Annotated in this window: 18 protein-coding genes, 1 other RNA gene and 1 pseudogene; 12 read left to right on the top strand and 8 right to left on the bottom strand. The window is 71.0% G+C overall.

Annotated features, from left to right (window positions below):
* Positions 1-72: 72 nt before the first annotated feature.
* Genes ftsE through ACZ63E_RS25255 form a run of 4 tightly spaced genes read left to right on the top strand, consistent with a single transcriptional unit; the run spans position 73 to position 3127 of the window.
* Complete coding sequence (ftsE, locus tag ACZ63E_RS25270) at positions 73-762, top strand: cell division ATP-binding protein FtsE (protein WP_155544587.1); 690 nt, start codon at positions 73-75, stop codon at positions 760-762.
* Positions 763-808: 46 nt separating this feature from the next.
* Positions 809-1702: a permease-like cell division protein FtsX gene (ftsX, locus tag ACZ63E_RS25265; RefSeq protein WP_465311725.1), complete on the top strand. Its 894-nt coding sequence runs from the start codon at positions 809-811 to the stop codon at positions 1700-1702.
* Positions 1703-1748: 46 nt separating this feature from the next.
* Complete coding sequence (gene smpB, locus ACZ63E_RS25260; protein WP_043776590.1) at positions 1749-2231, top strand: SsrA-binding protein SmpB; 483 nt, start codon at positions 1749-1751, stop codon at positions 2229-2231.
* Positions 2228-3127, top strand: coding sequence for an amidohydrolase family protein (locus ACZ63E_RS25255; protein ID WP_465338561.1), 900 nt, complete (start codon positions 2228-2230; stop codon positions 3125-3127). The genes smpB and ACZ63E_RS25255 overlap by 4 nt, the downstream gene beginning before the upstream one ends.
* 113 nt (positions 3128-3240) lie before the next feature.
* Here ACZ63E_RS25255 and ACZ63E_RS25250 read toward each other — a convergent pair.
* The 5 genes and pseudogenes from ACZ63E_RS25250 to ACZ63E_RS25230 all read right to left on the bottom strand — a co-directional run.
* Positions 3241-3636: pseudogene (locus tag ACZ63E_RS25250) on the bottom strand (acyltransferase family protein); the annotation flags it as partial.
* Between the two features lie 94 nt (positions 3637-3730).
* A complete protein-coding gene (locus ACZ63E_RS25245; RefSeq protein ID WP_465311722.1) occupies positions 3731-3955 on the bottom strand; it encodes a hypothetical protein in 225 nt (74 codons plus the stop codon).
* 119 nt (positions 3956-4074) lie between these two features.
* Positions 4075-4716: a response regulator transcription factor gene (locus tag ACZ63E_RS25240; RefSeq protein ID WP_465338560.1), complete on the bottom strand. Its 642-nt coding sequence runs from the start codon at positions 4714-4716 to the stop codon at positions 4075-4077.
* A 39-nt stretch (positions 4717-4755) separates the two neighbouring features.
* Positions 4756-5886 carry a sensor histidine kinase gene (locus tag ACZ63E_RS25235; protein WP_465338559.1) on the bottom strand — a complete coding sequence of 377 codons (1131 nt, stop codon included), beginning with the start codon at positions 5884-5886 and terminating at the stop codon, positions 4756-4758.
* Positions 5883-6557 carry a sensor domain-containing protein gene (locus ACZ63E_RS25230; RefSeq protein ID WP_465338558.1) on the bottom strand — a complete coding sequence of 225 codons (675 nt, stop codon included), beginning with the start codon at positions 6555-6557 and terminating at the stop codon, positions 5883-5885. Before ACZ63E_RS25230 ends, ACZ63E_RS25235 begins: the two co-directional genes overlap by 4 nt.
* A 159-nt stretch (positions 6558-6716) precedes the next feature.
* Between ACZ63E_RS25230 and ssrA the strand changes: the two genes are divergently transcribed.
* Positions 6717-7085: a transfer-messenger RNA gene (ssrA, locus tag ACZ63E_RS25225) on the top strand.
* 328 nt (positions 7086-7413) lie between these two features.
* Positions 7414-7626 carry a hypothetical protein gene (locus ACZ63E_RS25220; protein WP_465311718.1) on the top strand — a complete coding sequence of 71 codons (213 nt, stop codon included), beginning with the start codon at positions 7414-7416 and terminating at the stop codon, positions 7624-7626.
* 10 nt (positions 7627-7636) lie between these two features.
* Here the strand turns inward: ACZ63E_RS25220 and ACZ63E_RS25215 are convergent, their stop codons facing one another.
* Positions 7637-8878 carry a GGDEF domain-containing protein gene (locus ACZ63E_RS25215; RefSeq protein WP_465338557.1) on the bottom strand — a complete coding sequence of 414 codons (1242 nt, stop codon included), beginning with the start codon at positions 8876-8878 and terminating at the stop codon, positions 7637-7639.
* A 77-nt stretch (positions 8879-8955) separates the two neighbouring features.
* Positions 8956-9738, bottom strand: coding sequence for an IclR family transcriptional regulator (locus ACZ63E_RS25210; protein ID WP_465338556.1), 783 nt, complete (start codon positions 9736-9738; stop codon positions 8956-8958).
* An 84-nt stretch (positions 9739-9822) separates the two neighbouring features.
* Here ACZ63E_RS25210 and hutH point away from each other — a divergent pair, with 84 nt between their 5' ends.
* From hutH to ACZ63E_RS25180, 6 genes are read left to right on the top strand one after another with little or no spacing between them, the layout of a single operon-like run.
* Positions 9823-11349, top strand: a complete 1527-nt coding sequence (gene hutH / locus ACZ63E_RS25205) for a histidine ammonia-lyase (RefSeq protein ID WP_465338555.1) — start codon at positions 9823-9825, stop codon at positions 11347-11349.
* A complete protein-coding gene (gene hutU / locus ACZ63E_RS25200; protein ID WP_465338554.1) occupies positions 11349-13010 on the top strand; it encodes a urocanate hydratase in 1662 nt (553 codons plus the stop codon). The genes hutH and hutU overlap by 1 nt, the downstream gene beginning before the upstream one ends.
* Positions 13007-14203 carry an allantoate amidohydrolase gene (locus tag ACZ63E_RS25195; RefSeq protein WP_465338553.1) on the top strand — a complete coding sequence of 399 codons (1197 nt, stop codon included), beginning with the start codon at positions 13007-13009 and terminating at the stop codon, positions 14201-14203. The genes hutU and ACZ63E_RS25195 overlap by 4 nt, the downstream gene beginning before the upstream one ends.
* Positions 14200-15489, top strand: coding sequence for a formimidoylglutamate deiminase (locus ACZ63E_RS25190; RefSeq protein ID WP_465338552.1), 1290 nt, complete (start codon positions 14200-14202; stop codon positions 15487-15489). Before ACZ63E_RS25195 ends, ACZ63E_RS25190 begins: the two co-directional genes overlap by 4 nt.
* Complete coding sequence (gene hutI / locus ACZ63E_RS25185) at positions 15477-16622, top strand: imidazolonepropionase (protein ID WP_465338551.1); 1146 nt, start codon at positions 15477-15479, stop codon at positions 16620-16622. The genes ACZ63E_RS25190 and hutI overlap by 13 nt, the downstream gene beginning before the upstream one ends.
* Positions 16623-16658: 36 nt before the next feature.
* The gene (locus tag ACZ63E_RS25180) at positions 16659-17738 is read left to right on the top strand and encodes an FAD-dependent oxidoreductase (protein ID WP_465338550.1); all 1080 of its coding nucleotides are present in this window, start codon (positions 16659-16661) and stop codon (positions 17736-17738) included.
* On the opposite strand, the gene ACZ63E_RS25175 is transcribed toward ACZ63E_RS25180, so the two are convergent.
* Complete coding sequence (locus ACZ63E_RS25175; RefSeq protein ID WP_465338549.1) at positions 17722-18588, bottom strand: esterase/lipase family protein; 867 nt, start codon at positions 18586-18588, stop codon at positions 17722-17724. The two genes, ACZ63E_RS25180 and ACZ63E_RS25175, sit on opposite strands and share 17 nt — an antisense overlap.
* Positions 18589-18696: the final 108 nt, after the last annotated feature.

Genomic DNA, 18696 nt, shown 5'->3' with positions numbered 1-18696 from the left:
AACGCCCCTTGCTCCACCCGGGTGGCCCGGGCAACCGGGGCTTCACGAGACCGGTGGGTAGTATGCCGAATCGTGATCCGGCTCGAAGAGGTTTCCAAGGTCTACAAGACCTCGACGCGGCCCGCGCTCGAGCGGGTGTCCGTCGACATCGAAAAGGGTGAGTTCGTCTTCCTCATCGGTCCCTCGGGATCGGGGAAGTCGACCTTCCTCCGGCTGCTGCTGCGCGAAGAGACGCCGAGCAAGGGCCGCGTGATGGTGTCCAACTTCGACGTCGCCAAGCTGGCCCGCCGCCGGGTCCCCCGCCTGCGGCAGACCATCGGCTGCGTCTTCCAGGACTTCCGCCTGCTGGCCAACAAGACCGTCGCCGAGAACGTGGCGTTCGCCCTCGAGGTCATCGGCAAGCCCGGCCCGACCATCAAGAAGGTCGTGCCCGAGGTGCTGGAGCTCGTCGGCCTCGACGGCAAGGCCGACCGGCTCCCCAACGAGCTCTCCGGTGGTGAGCAGCAGCGCGTCGCGATCGCGCGCGCGTTCGTGAACCGGCCGCTGGTGCTGCTCGCCGATGAGCCGACCGGGAACCTGGACCCCGACACCAGCCAGGACATCATGTTGCTGCTGGAGCGGATCAACCGCACCGGCACCACCGTCCTGATGGCGACCCACGACCACGGCATCGTGGACTCCATGCGGCGCCGCGTGGTCGAGCTGCAGCTCGGCCGGGTGATCCGCGACGACGCCCGCGGCGTCTACGGCATCGGTCGCTGACCGCCCACCTCCGCCCAGCCCCCGACCCCAAGGACCAGTCCCCGACATGCGCGCCAGTTTCGTCTTCAGCGAGGTCATCACCGGCCTGCGCCGCAACATCACGATGACCATCGCGATGATGCTGACCACGGCCGTGTCGCTCGCCATGCTCGGCGGCGGCCTCCTGGCCGTGCGAACGATCGACAAGATGAAGTCCAACTTCCTCGCCGACGTCGAGGTTTCGGTCTACCTCACCGACGACATCAGCTCGACGGACAAGAACTGCACCCAGGCGCTCTGCCAGTCGCTGCGCTCGGACCTGCAGGGCAACGACGGTGTCGAGTCCGTCGTGTTCGAGAACCGCGACCAGGCTTTCGAGCGCTTCAAGAAGATCTTCGAAAGCCAGCCCGAACTGGTCCAGCTGACCGGACCGGAGTCGCTGCCCGCGTCACTGCACGTGAAGCTGAAGGACCCGGACCGCAGCGAGTCGATCGTGCAGGAGTACTCGACCAAGCCGGGTGTGCGGAAGGTCGACGACCAGAAGAAGTTCCTCGACCGCGTCTTCAACGCCTTCAACGGTGTCCGCAACATGGCGTTCGGCGCCGCGCTCATCATGGCCATCGCGGCGCTGCTGCTGATCGCCAACACGATCCAGGTGTCGGCGTTCACGCGGCGCACCGAGGTCGGCATCATGCGGCTCGTCGGCGCGACGCGGTGGTACACGCAGCTGCCGTTCCTCCTGGAGGCGGTGGTCGCCGGCGTGGTCGGCGCGGTCCTCGGGATCATCATGCTGGTGCTGACCAAGGCGAGCTTCCTCGACTCGGTGTTCACCGGTGACGTCTTCCCGAAGATCACCATGCTGGAGCTGCTGTTCCCGGTCGCGCCGATCCTGCTGGGCGTCTCCGTGGTGATCTCCGCCATCACCGGTTACGTCACGCTGCGGCTGTACGTCCGGCACTAGGTTTAACCAGCTGCTCGTCGCTTCGAGAATCACGTAGAGTGGTCGTATGCCCAAGGAACGTGGCCAGAAGGTGATCGTGTCGAACCGCAAGGCGCGGCACGATTACTCCATTCTCGACACCTACGAGTGCGGTCTCGTGCTCGTCGGCACCGAGGTGAAGAGCCTGCGCGAGGGCAAGGCGTCCCTGGCGGACGCGTTCGCGACCGTCGACGACGGCGAAGTGTGGCTGCGCAACGTGCACATCCCGGAGTACACGCAGGGCACGTGGACCAACCACATGCCGCGGCGCACCCGGAAGCTGCTGCTGCACCGGCGCGAGATCGAGAAGCTCATCGGCAAGACCAAGGAGAGCGGGCTCTCCCTGGTGCCGCTGTCGATGTACTTCAAGGACGGCAAGGTCAAGGTCGAGATCGCGCTGGCGCAGGGCAAGAAGGCCTACGACAAGCGGCAGACGCTCGCCAAGCGCGACGCGGAGCGGGACATCAGGAAGGCCATGGGCCGCGCGCTGAAGGGCCGGTTCACGGAGTGACGGCGGGCCCGGCTTCCGACGCCGACGTCGCGCGCTGGACGGCGTCGCTGGGCCTGCCGGGCCTGGTCGACCTGCACGTCCATTTCCTGCCGAAGCCGGTGATGGACAAGGTCTGGGCGTACTTCGACCAGGCCTCGACGCACTACGGCACCGACTGGCCGGTGCACTACCGGACGTCCGAAGAGGAGCGTCTGGCGACCCTGCGCTCGCTCGGGGTGACGCGGTTCGCGCCGCTGGTCTACCCGCACAAGCCGGGGATGGCCGAGTGGCTGACGGACTGGGCGCTGGAGTTCGCCGCGCGGGTCCCGGACGCGGTGCCGACCGGCACGTTCTACCCGGAGGAAGGCGCCGGGTCCGCTGTGGACGGTGCGCTGCGGGCCGGCGCCCGGGTGTTCAAGGCGCACGTGCAGGTGGGCGCGTACGACCCGCGTGACGAGCTGCTGAAACCGGTGTGGGGCGCGCTGGCCGACGCGGGCGTGCCCGTCGTCGTCCACTGTGGACACGGTCCGTTGCGGGGCGACTTCACCGGGTTGGCGGTCTTCGAAGAGGTCCTCGCGCGGTACCCGGACCTGACGGCGGTGCTCGCGCACGCGGCGATGCCGGAGTTCGGCGCCGCTTTCGAGCTGCTCGAGAAGTACCCGCGGGTGCACCTGGACACCACGATGGTCGGGGTGCCGTTCGCGCTGAAGATGTCGCCGCTGCCACCGGACTGGACGGCGCGGCTGGCCGCGTACGCCGACCGCGTGGTGCTCGGCACGGACTTCCCGAACATCCCGTACTCCTACGCCACGCAGCTGCAGGCGATCGCCGGCTGGGCCGCCGACGATCGCCTGGGGGAGCCGTTCCTGCGGGCCGTCCTGCACGACACCCCGCTGCGCCTCGTGAGTGGTAATTAGGGTTCTAACCCGAATTACCACTCACGACCGGCTCAGCGCTTGACGGCGGCGCGCTCGCTCACCACGACCGCGCGGCCGAGCAGGTCGGTCACCGGGATCTGCTTGCCGGCCAGGAGGAACCACAGCAGCTGCGCGGCGATCGCGCTGGCGACCTGCAACGGCTGGGGCGGGACGCCCAGGCCGCGCAGGAAGTCCGGCATGACCAGCCAGACCGCCATCAGCGGCAGCACCGGGACCATCAGCCGCCGGATGCGCGCGGCGAGCCACTTCCGGGGCGAGCCGGCGCGGCTCAGCGAAATCAGGTTGGCGGCGCCGCCGGCGAAGAAGACCAAGGGCATCACTTGGCTCAGCCAGGTGACGACCCACCACCCCGGCGTCGCGAGGGCGTTCCCGGTGGCGAGGTGGCCGTCGGAGTAGGACAGCACCGGCATGACCCAGTGCTGGGCGATGACGGCGAGGATGGCCCCCGCCCGAACGACGTCGAGGAAGCGGTCCCGGCTCGTTTGCATGCCGTTGAGCTTGGTCGCTTCGACCTGGGGAAACAGCGGTGCTGACCGGCGTCTTCGAGGTCCTGTCAGCCCCCGGTGGACCCGGGGGTTCTCCCTACCGCCGGTTGTCCGGCTCGGGTTCGTGCCGGCTCGCGGCGACGCGGTACTCCCAGCCGTGCTCGGTGAGGCCGAGCTCGTACCGCGTCTCGATCTTCGGGCCGGTGTGCAGGTGGATGTGCTTGATGACGGTGCCGGGCACCGGCTCGGCGTCCCCGAGCTCCTGGACCCGGCCGTCGAGCGGGCCGCCGAAGAAGCGGACGCAGCGGATCTCGTCGGACATCTGCGCGCTCCTCTCGACGTCAGGTCCGCCCATGGTAGGTGAGCGGTGCGAGGGGTGCCGCCCGCGGAACGGGTGACCCTACGTCCACCCTACGGGACTTTTGGTCACCGTATGTGCGCTCAGCGGCCGAGATAGGTGAGGACCGCACGAACGCGACGGTGCTCCTCCGCGCTCGCCTCCAGGCCGAGCTTCGAGAAGATGTTGCCGATGTGCTTCTCCACCGCGCCGTGCGAAACCACGAGGGAGTTCGCGATCGCCGTGTTGGACAGGCCCTGGGCCATCAGGCCGAGGACCTCCGATTCGCGGGCGGTCAGCGCGTCGAGGGGGTTGCGGCGGCCGCGGGCCATCAGCTGGGCGATGACGTCCGGGTCGATCGCCGTGCCGCCGGCCGCCACGCGGCGGATCGCGTCGAGGAAGTCCGCGACGTCCGCCACGCGCTCCTTCAGCAGGTAGCCGACTCCGCCGGCGCCGCCCGACAGCAGCTCCACCGCGTACGACTCCTCGACGTACTGGGAGAGCACCAGCACCGGGAGCCCCGGGATCTCCTTGCGGGCCGCCAGTGCGGCGCGCAGACCCTCGTCGGTGAACGTCGGGGGCATTCGGACGTCCACGATCGCCAGGTCAGGGCGATGTTCCTTGACCGCGCCGAGCAGGTCGTCCCCGTTGTCGACGGCCGCGGCCGTCTCGATGCCCTCGTCGGCGAGCAGGCGCGTGACCCCCGCCCGCAGCAGGACGGCGTCTTCGGCGATGACTACCCGCATCCGGCCCCCAAGCTCGTGGATGAACGGGAGCCAGCTTATTCACCATTGGCAGGGCAGGTCAGCCCGGATCACGGTCGGCCCGCCGACGGGGCTGACCACGGTGATCACACCGTCGATCGTCGCGGCGCGGTCGGCCAGGCCGGCCAGCCCGCCGCCGGGCCGCACCTCGGCGCCGCCGTGGCCGTTGTCGGTGATCTCGACGACGACGTGGTCGTCGGTCCGCCACACCTTCACCGCCGCTTCGGACGCTCCGGAGTGCTTCGCGATGTTCGTCAGGGTCTCGCCGACGATGAAGTACGCCGTCGTCTCCACCGCGGCCGGCGGGCGCGGGTCCACGGTCACCGTCACGTCCACCGGGATCGGCGACTTCGCCGCCTGCGCCGACAGCGCCGCGTCGAGCCCGCGGTCGCCGAGGACCGCCGGGTAGATGCCGCGCGCCAGGTCGCGCAGCTCCGACACCGCGAGCTTCGCGTCCGCGTGCGCCTCGTCGATCAGGTCGCGCACACCCTGCGGGTCGTGGTCGAACTTCGACTTCGCGCGGCCCAGGCTCATCGCGACCGCGACCAGCCGCTGCTGCGCGCCGTCGTGCAGGTCACGCTCGATGCGGCGGCGTTCGGCCTCCGCCGCGTCGACGCCGCGCGCCCGTGACGCCTGCAGCCGTTCGGCCTTCTGCTCCAGCCGCTTCGTGCGGTTCGGGCCCAGCAGCGCGACACCCATCTCGCCGTGCAGCCAGCCCAGCCACGGCGTCACCCAGATCGCCATCGGCAGCAGCACGATCGACGCCAGCGCGATCCCGAGCTCCACGCAGGCCAGCGGGAACGCCGCCATCAGGTACGCGAGGTCACGCCACGTCGTCGGGTCGCTCAGCCGCGTCATCCACCGGCGGACCAGCGGCATCCCCTCGACCGCGCGCCGCTCCACCGGCGGCAGCGGCACCTGCAGCATCGACCCCAGCCAGCCCCGCTCGCGGTCCCCCGACCAGCGGACGAAGCTCGTCGTCGCGAGCAGGATCGGGAACCCGACCCACACCACGACCGTGCCCACCCCGACCGCGATCCCCGTCACGATCAGCACGAACTGCAGGATCCGGAAGACGAAGCTCACGATCATGTAGACGATCGTGCGGGCCGGGTTCGGCCGCGGGTGCTCCACCGGTTGCGCCTCGGTCATCCCGCCACCAGGTTCTTCTCTTCCGCTTCTTCCCACCAGCGCTCCATCCGACGGCGCTGCGCCACGGTCGGCCCCAGCAGCGCGTTCGCCAGCCGGGCGTGCAACCCCGCCAGCGCCTTCGTCAGCGCCACGGACAACGCGATGAACAGCACCCCCAGCGCTGCCCACGGTAGCGCTTCCACCGTCGAATCCACGCTCAGCCACCGCAGGTCGTACGACGGGAAGTAGTACGCGCCGTCCGGCAGCCACCGGAAGTAGATCGGCAGCCCCGCCAGCGCCAGGCTCGTCGACCAGAACGCCGTGACCAGCACGAACTCGACGATCCCCAGCGGGAACAGGACGAAGAAGTAGGCCAGGTCCCGCCACGTCGACAGGTCCTTCAGCCGCCCCTTCCACCGCAGCTTCTGCCCCCGCGCCGGCAAGGGCAGGTACGGCAGGTCGATGTACCGGTCCAGCAGCGCGTAGACCCGCGCCCGCTCCAGCCGGGCGGCCCCCCGCACCGCCAGCACGAGCAGCGCGAGCAGGCCCACACCCACCCACACCACCGCGGTCCCCAGCCCGGCCGCCGTCAACGACGTCAGCAACGCGAACGCCGCCACCCCCAGCGGCAGGTTCATCAGCAGGAACACCACCGAACCGCCGAACGGCGGATCCCGCCTCTCGTCACCCATGACCAGGCTCCCTTCATCCCACGATGGCTCCCAGCCTCGCGGTTCGAGGGCCCGCCCGACATGGTGCGCGCGGGCATCCTCCCGGTAGGGCTAGCCCTACCCGCGGGAAGCAAAGCAGTGGCGGCACGCGTTATGATGGACAGGTTGTGTTCCCACCAAGGGGGTGAACGGTTTCGACTTTGGACGTTGATTCAGGAGAAGCGTGCCGGTGCAGGCGAGAGACCACCGTTAAGCGTCATCGCAACCAAATAAGCGCCGACTCCAGTCAGCGCGAGTACGCCCTCGCCGCCTGAGCGAGTGCGTCTCTGTCGGCCCGGGTTCGCCTCCGGCCCGGGTACCGGCATCAGCTAGGAGGCTCAGCGGCAGTCCCGGCCACGGGGAACTGTCGTGAAGCAAACAGTGGCTGGGCTCGTCACCTCGGCTTGTTCGCGTGACCGAGGGGGCCAAGCAGAGACGTAGCGGACTGCGCACGGAGAAGTCCTGTTGATACGCCAGAGGACCCGGGTTCAATTCCCGGCACCTCCACTTCGGGAAGGCCCACGCCCCTTCGGGGCTGGGCCTTTCCTTCGTTCTCGGGTGCTTTTTTGGGGGTCGGACCCCCAAGCCCCCGCCAAGGGGCTCCGCCCCCTGGACCCCTCGGGGCTTCGCCCCGGACCCTCTTTTGGGGCTCCGCCCCTTGCCCCCGGGGCCGTGCGAGTGAGGGGGGACCTTCCGGGGTGGTATGCCGGTTACCGCTTGAAGGGGGCCGTCCGTCGACTGTGTGGTGGGGGCCACTTGTGGGTGAAGATTGTGTGAGTGTCATGCTGGGGACCCGACCATGGCTCCGCACCCGCTGGGGCCGGAAGTAGGTGGCCAGATGACCTGGGCCCGGCAAAATGGCAGCTCTACCGCCAATGACGAAGACAGCCGTATGGGTGTCATACGCGCTGAGGAGGCGGAACGGCTCGCCGAGCAGAATGACCGGGCGCTGATCACCGTGGCCGGCCACTCCTCGGATTCGAGGGAGTGCGCTGAGTTGCTGGCGATGCTCGGACTTGATGTCGGGCGGCGGCAGCGGACCTCGGCCTGATTTTTTGCGGTCAGACGTCCGGGGCCTGGACCACTCTGTTTCGGCCGGCTGACTTCGCTTCGTAGAGCGCGGTGTCTGCCGCGTCCAGGAGGCGTTGCAGGCTTGGGGCGGTTCGTGGGTAGGTGGCGACGCCTATCGAGACCGACAGGCCCGTGATCGAGGACTGTCCCAGTGGGACGGTCAGGGTGCTGATCGCTGCACGGATTCGCTCGGCGATCGAGCTCACGCCCGGGTTGTCGATCGCCGGGAGCAGGACCACGAATTCTTCGCCGCCGAAGCGTCCGACGGCGTCTTCGCGGCTGCGGACCGCCGAGGTGATCGTGCGGGCTACCGCCCGCAACACCGCGTCGCCCGCCAGGTGGCCGTGGGTGTCGTTCACCCTCTTGAAGTGATCCAGGTCCAGCATCAGCAGGCCGAACGTGCTGTTGTGGCGTTTCGCGTCGCGCAGGGTTCGTTCGGCCAGCCGGCGCCAGCCGCCCGCGTTGTGGAGACCCGTCTTGTCGTCGCGGTGCGCGGCGGTCTCCCACTGCTTCACCAGCACCGTCCGGTGGAGGAGCAGCACCTGGGGCAGCGCCAGGACCACCAGGCCCGGCAACGTCGCCACCGCGAGCGCGGTCAGGGCGCCCAGGCACAGCGTGGCCATCTCCAGTCCGTTGTCCGACCACGTGCCGAACAACGCCACCGGTGTCCGGCCCGGCTCGCGGCGGGCGGGGAGCACCAGCAGCGCGTTGACCACGAAGAACGTCGCCAGGGACGCCGCCACCGCGAACGTTCCGGGCCAGCCGCGGGTCACCGCCGCGCGGATGTCCGCGGTGCCGGTCAGGTAGAGGACCTCCTGGGCGGCGTGGCACGAGAGCAGGATGATCGCCGCGTTGCTGATCGTGCGCCACACCGGCAGCAGCCGGTACCAGCTGCGCAGCGCCAGGTGCAGGTACAGCCCGGCGGCCAGGGCCGCGAGCAGCACCGGCGGGAGCAGCAGCACCCCGGCGAACGTCCACACCGACGTCATGTTGATGTGCGGCGCCTTCGACAGCCGGCGCTGGTTCCGCTCGACCCGGCGTCCGATCTCGGCCTGGACCATCCCGAGGACCAGCAGCGTCCCGAGCGCGGCCAGCGTCCGCCGGTCGACCGGCACCGGGGACGGCCGCAGCGTCAGCACCACCGCCGCGGCCTCGCTCACCAGGCAGTAGCCGGCCACGCGGGCGCCCTGCTCCCACAGTGCCCAGCGCCGGAGCGTGCTCGTGGTGTCCATCGCCCCTGGAAACGGTAGATACCGTGCGGAGCGGAATCGAGGCGTCCGGCGCCAGTTGGGCCGTTCGCCGCAGCACGTCAGCCCGGGTGGCCGCCGATTCTCGTCGTCAGGTCGGCGGCTGTCGCCGACACTTCCGCCGCCAGGTCCGGCCAGGTTTCTTCGCAGGGTTCCGTGGTGCAGTGGTGGCGCAGCGTCACACTGATGGCCGCCATCGGGCGAGCGCCGTGGTCGAAGACCGCGCACGCCACCGAGGCGAACCCCTCGGTCACGTGGCCGTCTTCCACCGACCACCCCAGGTTCCGCTCGGCCGTCAGGGTGCGGCGCAGCTCGGCCAGCGTCCGGGGGCCGCGGTCGGTGCGGAGGACGAAGGCCGACGCCGAAGGGAACAGGGCCCGGACGTGCGGGGCGGGCAGATGGCGCAGGATGGCCCGGCCGGACGCCGTGAGCTGGCCGGGCAGGCGGACGCCCACCTCGGTGACCAGCGTTTCCGGACGGACCGGGCGTTCCTTGATCAGGTACAGCGACTCGTTGCCGTGCAGGACACCCAGGTGTGCCGTGTGGCCGGCGCGGTCGACCAGCTTGCGCAGCAGCGGGCCCGCCAGGCGTTCGAGCGGGTCGTGGCGCAGGTAGGCCGAGCCCAGCTCGAAGGCCGCGATGCCCAGGCCGTAACGGCGTTCCGCGGGCAGGTGGACAACAAAACCGGCCGCCTCCAGCTCGCTGAGCAGGTGGTACGTCGTCGAGCGGGGGAGACCCGCCTCGCGCGCGATCGCCGCCGCCGTGACCGGGCCGGGGCGCGTCGCCAGCAGGCGGAGCACCGCCAGGCCGCGGCGCAGCGCCGGCACCTCACTGCTGTCGCCCATCACCCGAGCCTAACGTCTGGGATCCCAGACACAACCACCCGTTGAGGCATCCCACCAGCGGGAAGGACGTAGTCCAATGACCCCATGCCGGAAAAAGTGCTCCTGGGTTCGGAACCCCTGACCGCCGCCCAGGTGGTCGACGTCGTCCGGGGCCACGCGCCCGTCGGGCTCGGTGACGCGGCCGAGAAGAACCTCGCCGCGACCCGCCAGCACATCGAAAACCTCGCCCACGCCGTCACGCCCACCTATGGCGTCTCGACCGGCTTCGGCGCGCTGGCCACCCGACACATCCCCGTCGAGAGCCGGACCGCGCTGCAGCGCAGCCTGATCCGCTCGCACGCCGCCGGGGCCGGGCCCGCCGTCGAGACCGAGGTGGTCCGCGGGCTCATGCTGCTGCGGCTGCGGACCCTCGCCAGTGGGTACACCGGCGTCCGGCCGGGCACCGCGCAAACGCTTGCGGCCCTGCTCAACGCCGGTATCACCCCGATCGTCCACGAGTACGGCTCGCTCGGCTGCTCCGGTGACCTCGCCCCGCTCGCCGCCGTCGCGCTCGCGCTGATGGGCGAAGGCGAAGTCGTCCACAACGGCGTGACCAAGCCCGCGGGTGACGCGCTGAAGGAAGCCGGCATCGAGCCGGTCGTCCTCGCCGAGAAGGAGGGCCTCGCCCTCACCAACGGCACCGACGGCATGCTCGGCATGCTCCTGCTCGCCGCCGCCGACCTGCACCGGCTCTTCGACGTCGCCGACCTCACCGCCGCGATGAGCGTCGAAGCCCTGCTCGGCACCGACCGCGCGTTCGCCGCCGACCTGCAGGCGCTGCGCCCGCACCCCGGCCAGGCGACGTCGGCCGCGCGGATGTGGGCGGCGCTGCAGGGGTCGAAGATCGTCGAGAGCCACCGCGGCCCGGACTGCAACCGCGTCCAGGACGCCTACTCGCTGCGCTGCGCCCCGCAGGTCCACGGCGCCGCGCGGGACAGCCTCGCGCACGCCGAGCTCGTCGGCGAGCGCGAGCTGATGTCCGCTGTGGACAATCCCGTGGTCCTGGCCGACGGCCGCGTCGAGTCCAACGGCAACTTCCACGGCGCGCCCGTCGCGTATGTGCTGGACTTCCTGGCCATCCCGGTCGCCGACGTCGCCAGCATCGCCGAGCGCCGCACCGACCGGATGCTCGACAAGGCGCGTTCGCACGGCCTGCCGCCGTTCCTCGCGCACGACCCCGGTGTCGACTCCGGCCACATGATCGCGCAGTACACGCAGGCCGCGATCGTCAGCGAGCTCAAGCGGCTCGCCGTGCCCGCGTCGGTCGACTCCATCCCGAGCAGTGCGATGCAGGAGGACCACGTCTCCATGGGCTGGTCGGCCGCGCGCAAGCTGCGCAAGGCCGTCGACGGCCTGACGACGGTCCTCGCCATCGAGCTGCTCACGGCGGCCCGCGCGCTCGACTTCCGCGCGCCGCTCGAGCCGTCTCCGGTCACCGGACGCGTCCGGGACCTGCTCCGCACCCAGGTCGCGGGCCCCGGCCCCGACCGGCACCTGGCGCCCGAGATCGCGGCCGCCGAAGAACTCGTCCGCTCCGGCGCCGTCCTCGACGCCGCCCGTCTGGAGGTCTGATGAACCACGAGTCCCGCGTAGTCCGTGCCGCCCGCGGCACCCAGCTCACCGCCAAGTCGTGGCAGACCGAAGCCGCGCTGCGGATGTTCCACAACAACCTCGACCCCGAGGTCGCCGAGCGCCCCGAGGACCTGGTCGTCTACGGCGGCACCGGCAAGGCCGCCCGCAACTGGCCCAGCTTCGACGCGATCACGCGCGAGCTGACCGCGCTGGAGGTCGACGAGACGCTGCTCGTCCAGTCCGGCAAGCCGGTCGGTGTGTTCCGCACGCACGAGTGGGCGCCGCGGGTGCTCATCGCGAACTCGAACCTGGTCGGCGACTGGGCGACCTGGCCCGAGTTCCGCCGCCTCGAGCAGCAGGGCCTCACGATGTACGGCCAGATGACGGCCGGCTCGTGGATCTACATCGGCACCCAGGGCATTCTCCAGGGCACCTATGAGACGTTCGCCGCCGTCGCAAAGAAGAAGTTCGGCGGCACCTTGCGCGGCACGCTCACCGTCACCGCCGGCCTCGGCGGCATGGGCGGCGCGCAGCCCCTCGCGGTGACCATGAACGACGGGGTCGCGCTGGTCGTCGAGTGTGACCCGCAGCGAGCGCACCGCCGGGTCGAGCACCGCTACCTCGACGAGGTCGCCGACAACCTCGACGACGCGATCGCCCGGGTCACCAAGGCGAAGCAGGAGAAGCGTCCGCTGTCCGTCGGCGTCGTCGGCAACGCGGCCGAGGTGCTGCCCGAGCTGCTGCGCCGCGGGGTCGAGGTCGACATCGTCACCGACCAGACGTCCGCGCACGACCCGCTTTCCTACCTGCCCAAGGGGGTCGACGTCGGCGACTGGCACGACTACGCGGCCAAGAAGCCCGACGAGTTCACCGACCGCTCGCGCGAGTCGATGGCCGACCACGTCGAGGCGATGCTCGGCTTCCTCGACAAGGGCGCCGAGGTCTTCGACTACGGCAACTCCCTGCGCGGCGAGGCGAAGCTCGGCGGCTGCGAGCGCGCGTTCGACTTCCCGGGATTCGTGCCCGCCTACATCCGCCCGTTGTTCTGCGAGGGCAACGGCCCGTTCCGCTGGGCCGCGCTCTCCGGTGACCCGGAGGACATCGCGGCGACCGACCGCGCGATGCTGGAACTGTTCCCGGAGAACGAATCCCTCGCCCGTTGGATCAAGCTGGCCGGCGAACGAGTTGCCTTCCAAGGACTTCCGGCCCGCATCTGCTGGCTGGGTTACGGCGAGCGGCACCTGGCCGGTCTGCGGTTCAACGAGATGGTCGCCAGCGGCGAGCTCAAGGCGCCGGTCGTCATCGGCCGGGACCACCTCGACTCCGGCAGCGTCGCCTCGCCGTACCGCGAGACCGAGGGCATGGCCGACGGCTCCGACGCGATCGCCGACTGGCCGCTGCTCAACGCGCTGGTCAACACCTCCTCGGGCGCCAGCTGGGTGTCGATCCACCACGGCGGCGGGGTCGGCATGGGCCGCTCGATCCACGCCGGCCAGGTCAGCGTCGCCGACGGGACGCCGCTGGCCGCGCAGAAGCTCGAGCGGGTGCTCACGAACGACCCGGGCATGGGTGTCATCCGGCACGTCGACGCCGGGTACGACCGCGCGGCCGAGGTCGCCGACGAACGCGGTGTGCGTATCCCGATGCGGGACGACGCGTGACGGCCTCCGGGCTGCTGGGAGAGATCGACGACGTCGGGCGCGACCCGAAGCGCGGTGGGTACTCCCGCCACGCCTTCGACGCACCCGAGCACGACCTGCGCGAGTGGTTCGTCGACCGCGCGCTCGGCCTCGGGCTGGACGTCGAGACCGACCGCAACGGCAACATCTGGGCCTGGTGGGGGCCGCCGGGCCGCAACGCCGTGGTCACCGGCAGCCACCTCGACTCGGTGCCCGGCGGCGGCGCGTTCGACGGCCCGCTCGGCGTCGTCAGCGCGCTGGCCGCTGTGGAAGCCTTGCAGGGAAAAGGCTTCCGGCCGCGCCGGCCGCTCGCCGTGGTGGTCTTCGCCGAAGAGGAGGGTGGCCGCTTCGGCGTCCCGTGCCTCGGCTCGCGGCTGCTCACCGGGACGATCGACCCCGACAAGGCACGCGGCCTGCGGGACGCCGACGGCGTGACGTTCGCCGAAGCGGCGAAGAAGGCCGGGATTGACCCGGCGCGGATCGGGCCGGACACCGAGCGGCTCGACCGGATCGGGCAGTTCCTCGAACTGCACGTCGAGCAGGGACGCGGGCTGATCGACCTCGGCGCGCCCGTGGCCGTCGGCAGCACCGTGATCGCCCACGGCCGGTGGCGGTTCTCCTTCTCCGGTCAGGGAAACCACGCCGGGGCGACGCTCCTGGCCGACCGCGTGGACCCGATGCTGCCCGCCGCGGCGACGGTCACCGCCGTCCGCCGGCTGGCCGCGAAGGTGCCGGACGCGCGGGCGACCGTCGGCCGCCTGGTCCCGACACCCGGCGGCACGAACGTCATCGCGTCCACAGTGGACCTGTGGCTCGACGCGCGGGTGCCCGGTGAAGGCACCCCGGCGCTGGTCGCGGAGATCAGCCGGGCCGCGTCGGACGCGGCGCGGGAGGAGGGCTGCCGAGTCGAGGTGACCCGGGAGTCGTACTCCGGTGACGTCGTGTTCGACGACTCCCTCCGCGACGCCCTCGGCGGCTGGCTCGGCGGGGTGCCGGAGCTGCCGACGGGAGCCGGGCACGACGCGGCGATCCTCGCCGGGTTCGTCCCGGCGGGCATGCTCTACGTGCGCAACCCGACCGGCATCAGCCACTCGCCGGAGGAGTTCGCCGAGGCGGCGGATGTCGAGGCAGGGGCGTTGGCGCTGGCGACGGCGCTGGAGGAGCTGGCGCGATGACCTACTGGTGCGAACAGGCCTGGCTGCCCGGCGGAATCGCTTCCGGGGTGCGGATCGAGGTGTCGGGACAGGAGATCACGGCGGTGACGCCGGACTCGCCGCGCACCGGTACTGTCCTGAACGGACTGACCCTGTCCGGGTTCGCGAACGGCCATTCGCACGCGTTCCACCGGGCGCTGCGCGGCCGGACGCACCACGAGCGCGGCACGTTCTGGACGTGGCGCGAGCGGATGTACTCGCTCGCGTCGCGCCTTGATCCGGACAGCTACTACCGGCTGGCGCGCGGCGTCTACGCCGAGATGGTCCTGGGCGGCTACACGAGCGTCGGGGAGTTCCACTACCTGCACCATGCGCCCGGTGGGAAGCCGTACGCCGACCCGAACGCGATGGGGGAGGCGCTGCGGCAGGCCGCGGCGGACGCCGGGATCCGGCTCACCCTGCTCGACACGTGTTACCTCGCGGGCGGCATCGGGGTGGAGCCCGACGAGGTCCAGCGGCGGTTCTCCGACGGTTCGGCGGAAAACTGGGCCGCCCGGGTCGCGGCGCTGAAGGAAGACGACCTGTTCCGGGCCGGCGCGGCGATCCACTCGGTCCGGGCCGTTCCGGCGGACCAACTGTCGCTTGTGGACAGTGTGCGCGTTGTGCACATCCACCTTTCCGAGCAGCGGGCCGAGAACGAGCAGTGCGCGGCCGCCTACGGCCGTACGCCGACCGAGCTGCTTCACGATCGCGGCGTGCTGACCGACCGGCTGGTCGCCGTGCACGCCACGCACCTGACGCCGTCGGACATCACTCACCTGGGCGGGGCCCGGGCGCGCGCGTGCTTCTGCCCGACCACCGAACGCGACCTCGGTGACGGCATCGGCCCGGCCCGCGCCCTGCTCGACGCCGGCGTGCGGCTCGGGGTCGGCAGCGACAGCAACGCCGTTGTCGACGCCTTCGAAGAGACCCGCGCGCTGGAGCTGGACGACCGCCTGGCCAGCGAGGAACGCGGCCGGTTCAGCGCGGAGGAGCTGCTCGAGGCCGGGACGGATCACACGGCCGTCGGCTGGGCCGGGGTGGGGCGGCTCGAGGCGGGCGCGGGCGCGGACCTCGTCACGGTGTCGCTGGGTTCGGTCCGCACCGCGGGGATCGAGCCGTCCGGGATCGTGTACGCCGCGTCCGGGGCCGACGTCCGGCACGTCGTCGTCGCGGGCCGCGAGGTCGTGCGAGACGGCGAACACCAGCTGATCGAACGACCGGAAACCGTGCTGGCTAAGGAGATCGAGGCACTGTGGCAGTCCTGATCACGGGAATCGGCGAGCTGACGACCAACGACCCGGAGCTGGGCCGGCTGACCGACGCGGCCCTGGTGCTCGACGGCACCCGGGTCGCCTGGGTGGGGCCGACGGCGAGCGCGCCGGACGCCGACGAGCACATCGACGTCGAAGGCCGTGCGGTGCTGCCCGGCTGGGTCGACAGCCACACCCACCTCGTCTTCGCCGGCGACCGCACCGCCGAGTTCGAAGCCCGGATGGCCGGAAAGCCTTACGCCGCAGGCGGAATCGCGACGACAGTCGGCGCGACGCGCGAGGCGTCCGACGAGCAGCTGGCGGCCAACCTCCGGCGCCACGTCGACGAAGCGGCCCGGCAGGGGACCACCTGCCTGGAGACGAAGACGGGCTACGGGCTCACCGTCGCGGACGAGGCCCGGAGCGCCCGGATCGCGGGCGAGGTGGCGGACGAGGTCACGTTCCTCGGTGCGCATCTGGTCCCGCCGGGCGCCGATGCCGAGTCCTATGTGGACCTCGTCTGCGGCGAGATGCTCGACGCCGTCGCGGAAAGCGTGCGCTGGGCGGACGTGTTCTGCGAGACCGGCGCGTTCGACGCGGCCCAGTCGGCGCGGGTGCTCAAGGCCGCGGCGGAGCGCGGGCTCGGCCTGCGGGTGCACGGCAACCAGCTCGGCGAAGGCCCTGGTGTCCGGCTCGCGGTGGAGCTGGGCGCGGCGAGCGTCGACCACTGCACGTACCTTTCGGACGCCGACGTCGAGGCCCTGGCCGGGTCGGACACCGTGGCGACGCTGCTGCCCGCGTGCGACCTGTCGACCCGCCAGTCCCTGGCCCCGGCGCGGCGGCTGCTCGACGCGGGCGCGACGGTCGCGCTGGCCAGCAACGCCAACCCGGGCAGCTCGTACACGACGTCGATGGCCTTCTGCGTCACGACCGCGGTGCTCCAGATGCGGATGACGGTCGAGGAGGCCGTGTGGGCGGCGACGGCGGGCGGCGCGAAGGCGTTGCGCCGCAACGACGTCGGCGTGCTGCGGCCGGGCGCGCGGGCGGACGTCCACGTGCTCGACGCGCCTTCGGTGACGCACCTGGCGTACCGCCCCGGCGTGCCGCTCACCAGAATGGTGTGGCGCGCGGGAGATCTCGTGCGCTAATGGCGAAGGCGAGGACGCGCGAAGACACAGTCCGGTATGGGTTGGTCCGGGCGTAGCCAGGGTCACGGCCTGCGCCGGGCCGGAATTTCGTGCCAGGTCTACGAACGCGACGACTCGCCGGAGACCCGGAAGCAGGGCTACCGGCTGCACATCGGCGAAGTCGGCGACACGGCACTGCACGACGTGCTGGGCCCGGAGCTGCACGCGCTCTTCCGCGCCACCGCGGGCCGGGCCCGGCCGCACACGAACATCTACGACGACCGGCTGCGGCTGGTCAGGCAGCTGGTGGACGACGGCGTCCACCTGAACGTCAACCGCTTCACCCTGCGGCAGATCCTGCTGCACGGCCAGGAAGTCTCCTACGGCAAGCGATTCACGCGCTACGAAACCGACGAAGACGGCGTGACAGCGCATTTCGCCGACGGGACTTCCGCCCGGGGCAGCCTGCCGGTGGGCGCGGACGGCGTCAACTCCCCGGTGCGGCGGCAGTACCTGCCGCACGCCGAGGTCGTCGACGCCGGGCTGGTGCACCTCTACGGCCGGATCCCGCTCACCGCCGGGACCCGCGCGTTGTTCGAGCCCGAGATGTTCGCGGTGTTCTCGATGATGGTCGGGCCGGACCGGACGATGGCCGGGTTCGCGCCGGTCGACTACCCGGAGCCGTACATGACCTGCTCGGTCGGGGCCCGCTGGGAAACCGTCGGTCACGACGAAGCCGGGCTCGCGGAGCTGACCCCCGGTGACCTGCAGAAGGTCGCGCTGCGGCTGGTCGACGGCTGGCACCCGCTCGCGCGGGCGATGGTCGGGCACTGGGACGTCCCGTCGACGTTCCCGCAGCCGATCCGCACGAGCGTGCCGATCGGGCCGTGGGAGCCGTCGCGGGTGACGCTGGTCGGCGACGCGATCCACGCGATGAGCCCGGCCGCGGGCGCGGGCGCCAACACCGCGTTGCGCGATGGTGCGGTGCTGGCGTCCGCGCCGGCCGGGACCTCGCTGCTCGACGCCGTGGCGGGCTACGAATCCGCGATGCGGGACTACGGGTTCGCCGCGGTGCGGGAGTCCGCCGAGAACGGGCGCCGCTACCTCGGGCAGAACCCGCTCACAACGGGAGCGTGAACGGCGTGCACTTCGGCGAGTAGCCCGGGTCGAGCGCGTGCAGGATCAGACCGGTGACGTTCGGGTCGATCGCCTGGCTGAGGTGGCCGGACGCGTCCGCGGCGCAGAAGTCCTGCAGGACGATGTCCGTCGCGCCCGGTTCGTTCAGGATGCCGCTGGTGTAGGGCGTGACGACCTCGTCGTATTTGCTCACGATGCTCGTGTATGTCGGCCCGGGCACGTGCACCCCGCCGCGGGCGAGGTCGTTCAGGAACGCCGAGGGCGCCAGGTATTCGCTGCACGCGCCGCACGCCGTGTTCAGGACCCACTGGAGGCCCGGGACCGTCGTCAGCAGGGCCTTGGCCAGCGCGTCGAGGCCCTGCAGCGTGGTGCCGCGGTAGTTCGCGCCGAAACCGACGAAGTGCGCGACCTTGGCCGCGCCGCCGCCGTACTTGAGGTAGTACGCGGGCATCGTGCTGCCTTCGGAGTGCCCGACGATGTCGACCTTCGCCGCGCCGGTGGTGGTGCGGACGCGGTCGACGAACCGGCCCAGCTGCGCGGCGCTGTCCCGCATGGACGCGAGCCCGCCGACGGTGGGGCCGAGGATGCCGGTGCCGTAGGTCAGCGAGAAGACGCAGTACCCCTGCGCGGCGATCTTCGGTGCGTGGAAGAACCAGTTGACCGTGTCGTTCGCGCCGAGGCCGTGCACCAGCACGACGGGCTCCGGATGCTGGGTCGTGGGCCGGCACGACCAGTTGTTCCAGCCGCTGCTCGGCGCCGCTTCGGCGACTGCCGGCGCGACCGCGCCGAAGGTGAGCGCCGCGGCGAGCACGGCCAGGGTTCGCTTGACACCGCCGTTGGTGACCCGCATTCCGTAACCTCCAGTTACCCGTCAGTACGTGACGCAGCTCATGATCGGTCACAGAGTGCGGGAAGCGACCTGGGACAACACTCAGAGATGGTGGTGATTCTTTGTGTC

Source organism: Amycolatopsis sp. NPDC104819 (assembly GCF_055583145.1).
The sequence above is the reverse complement of the archived record's forward strand: the minus strand, read 5'-3'. Positions and strand labels throughout refer to the sequence as shown.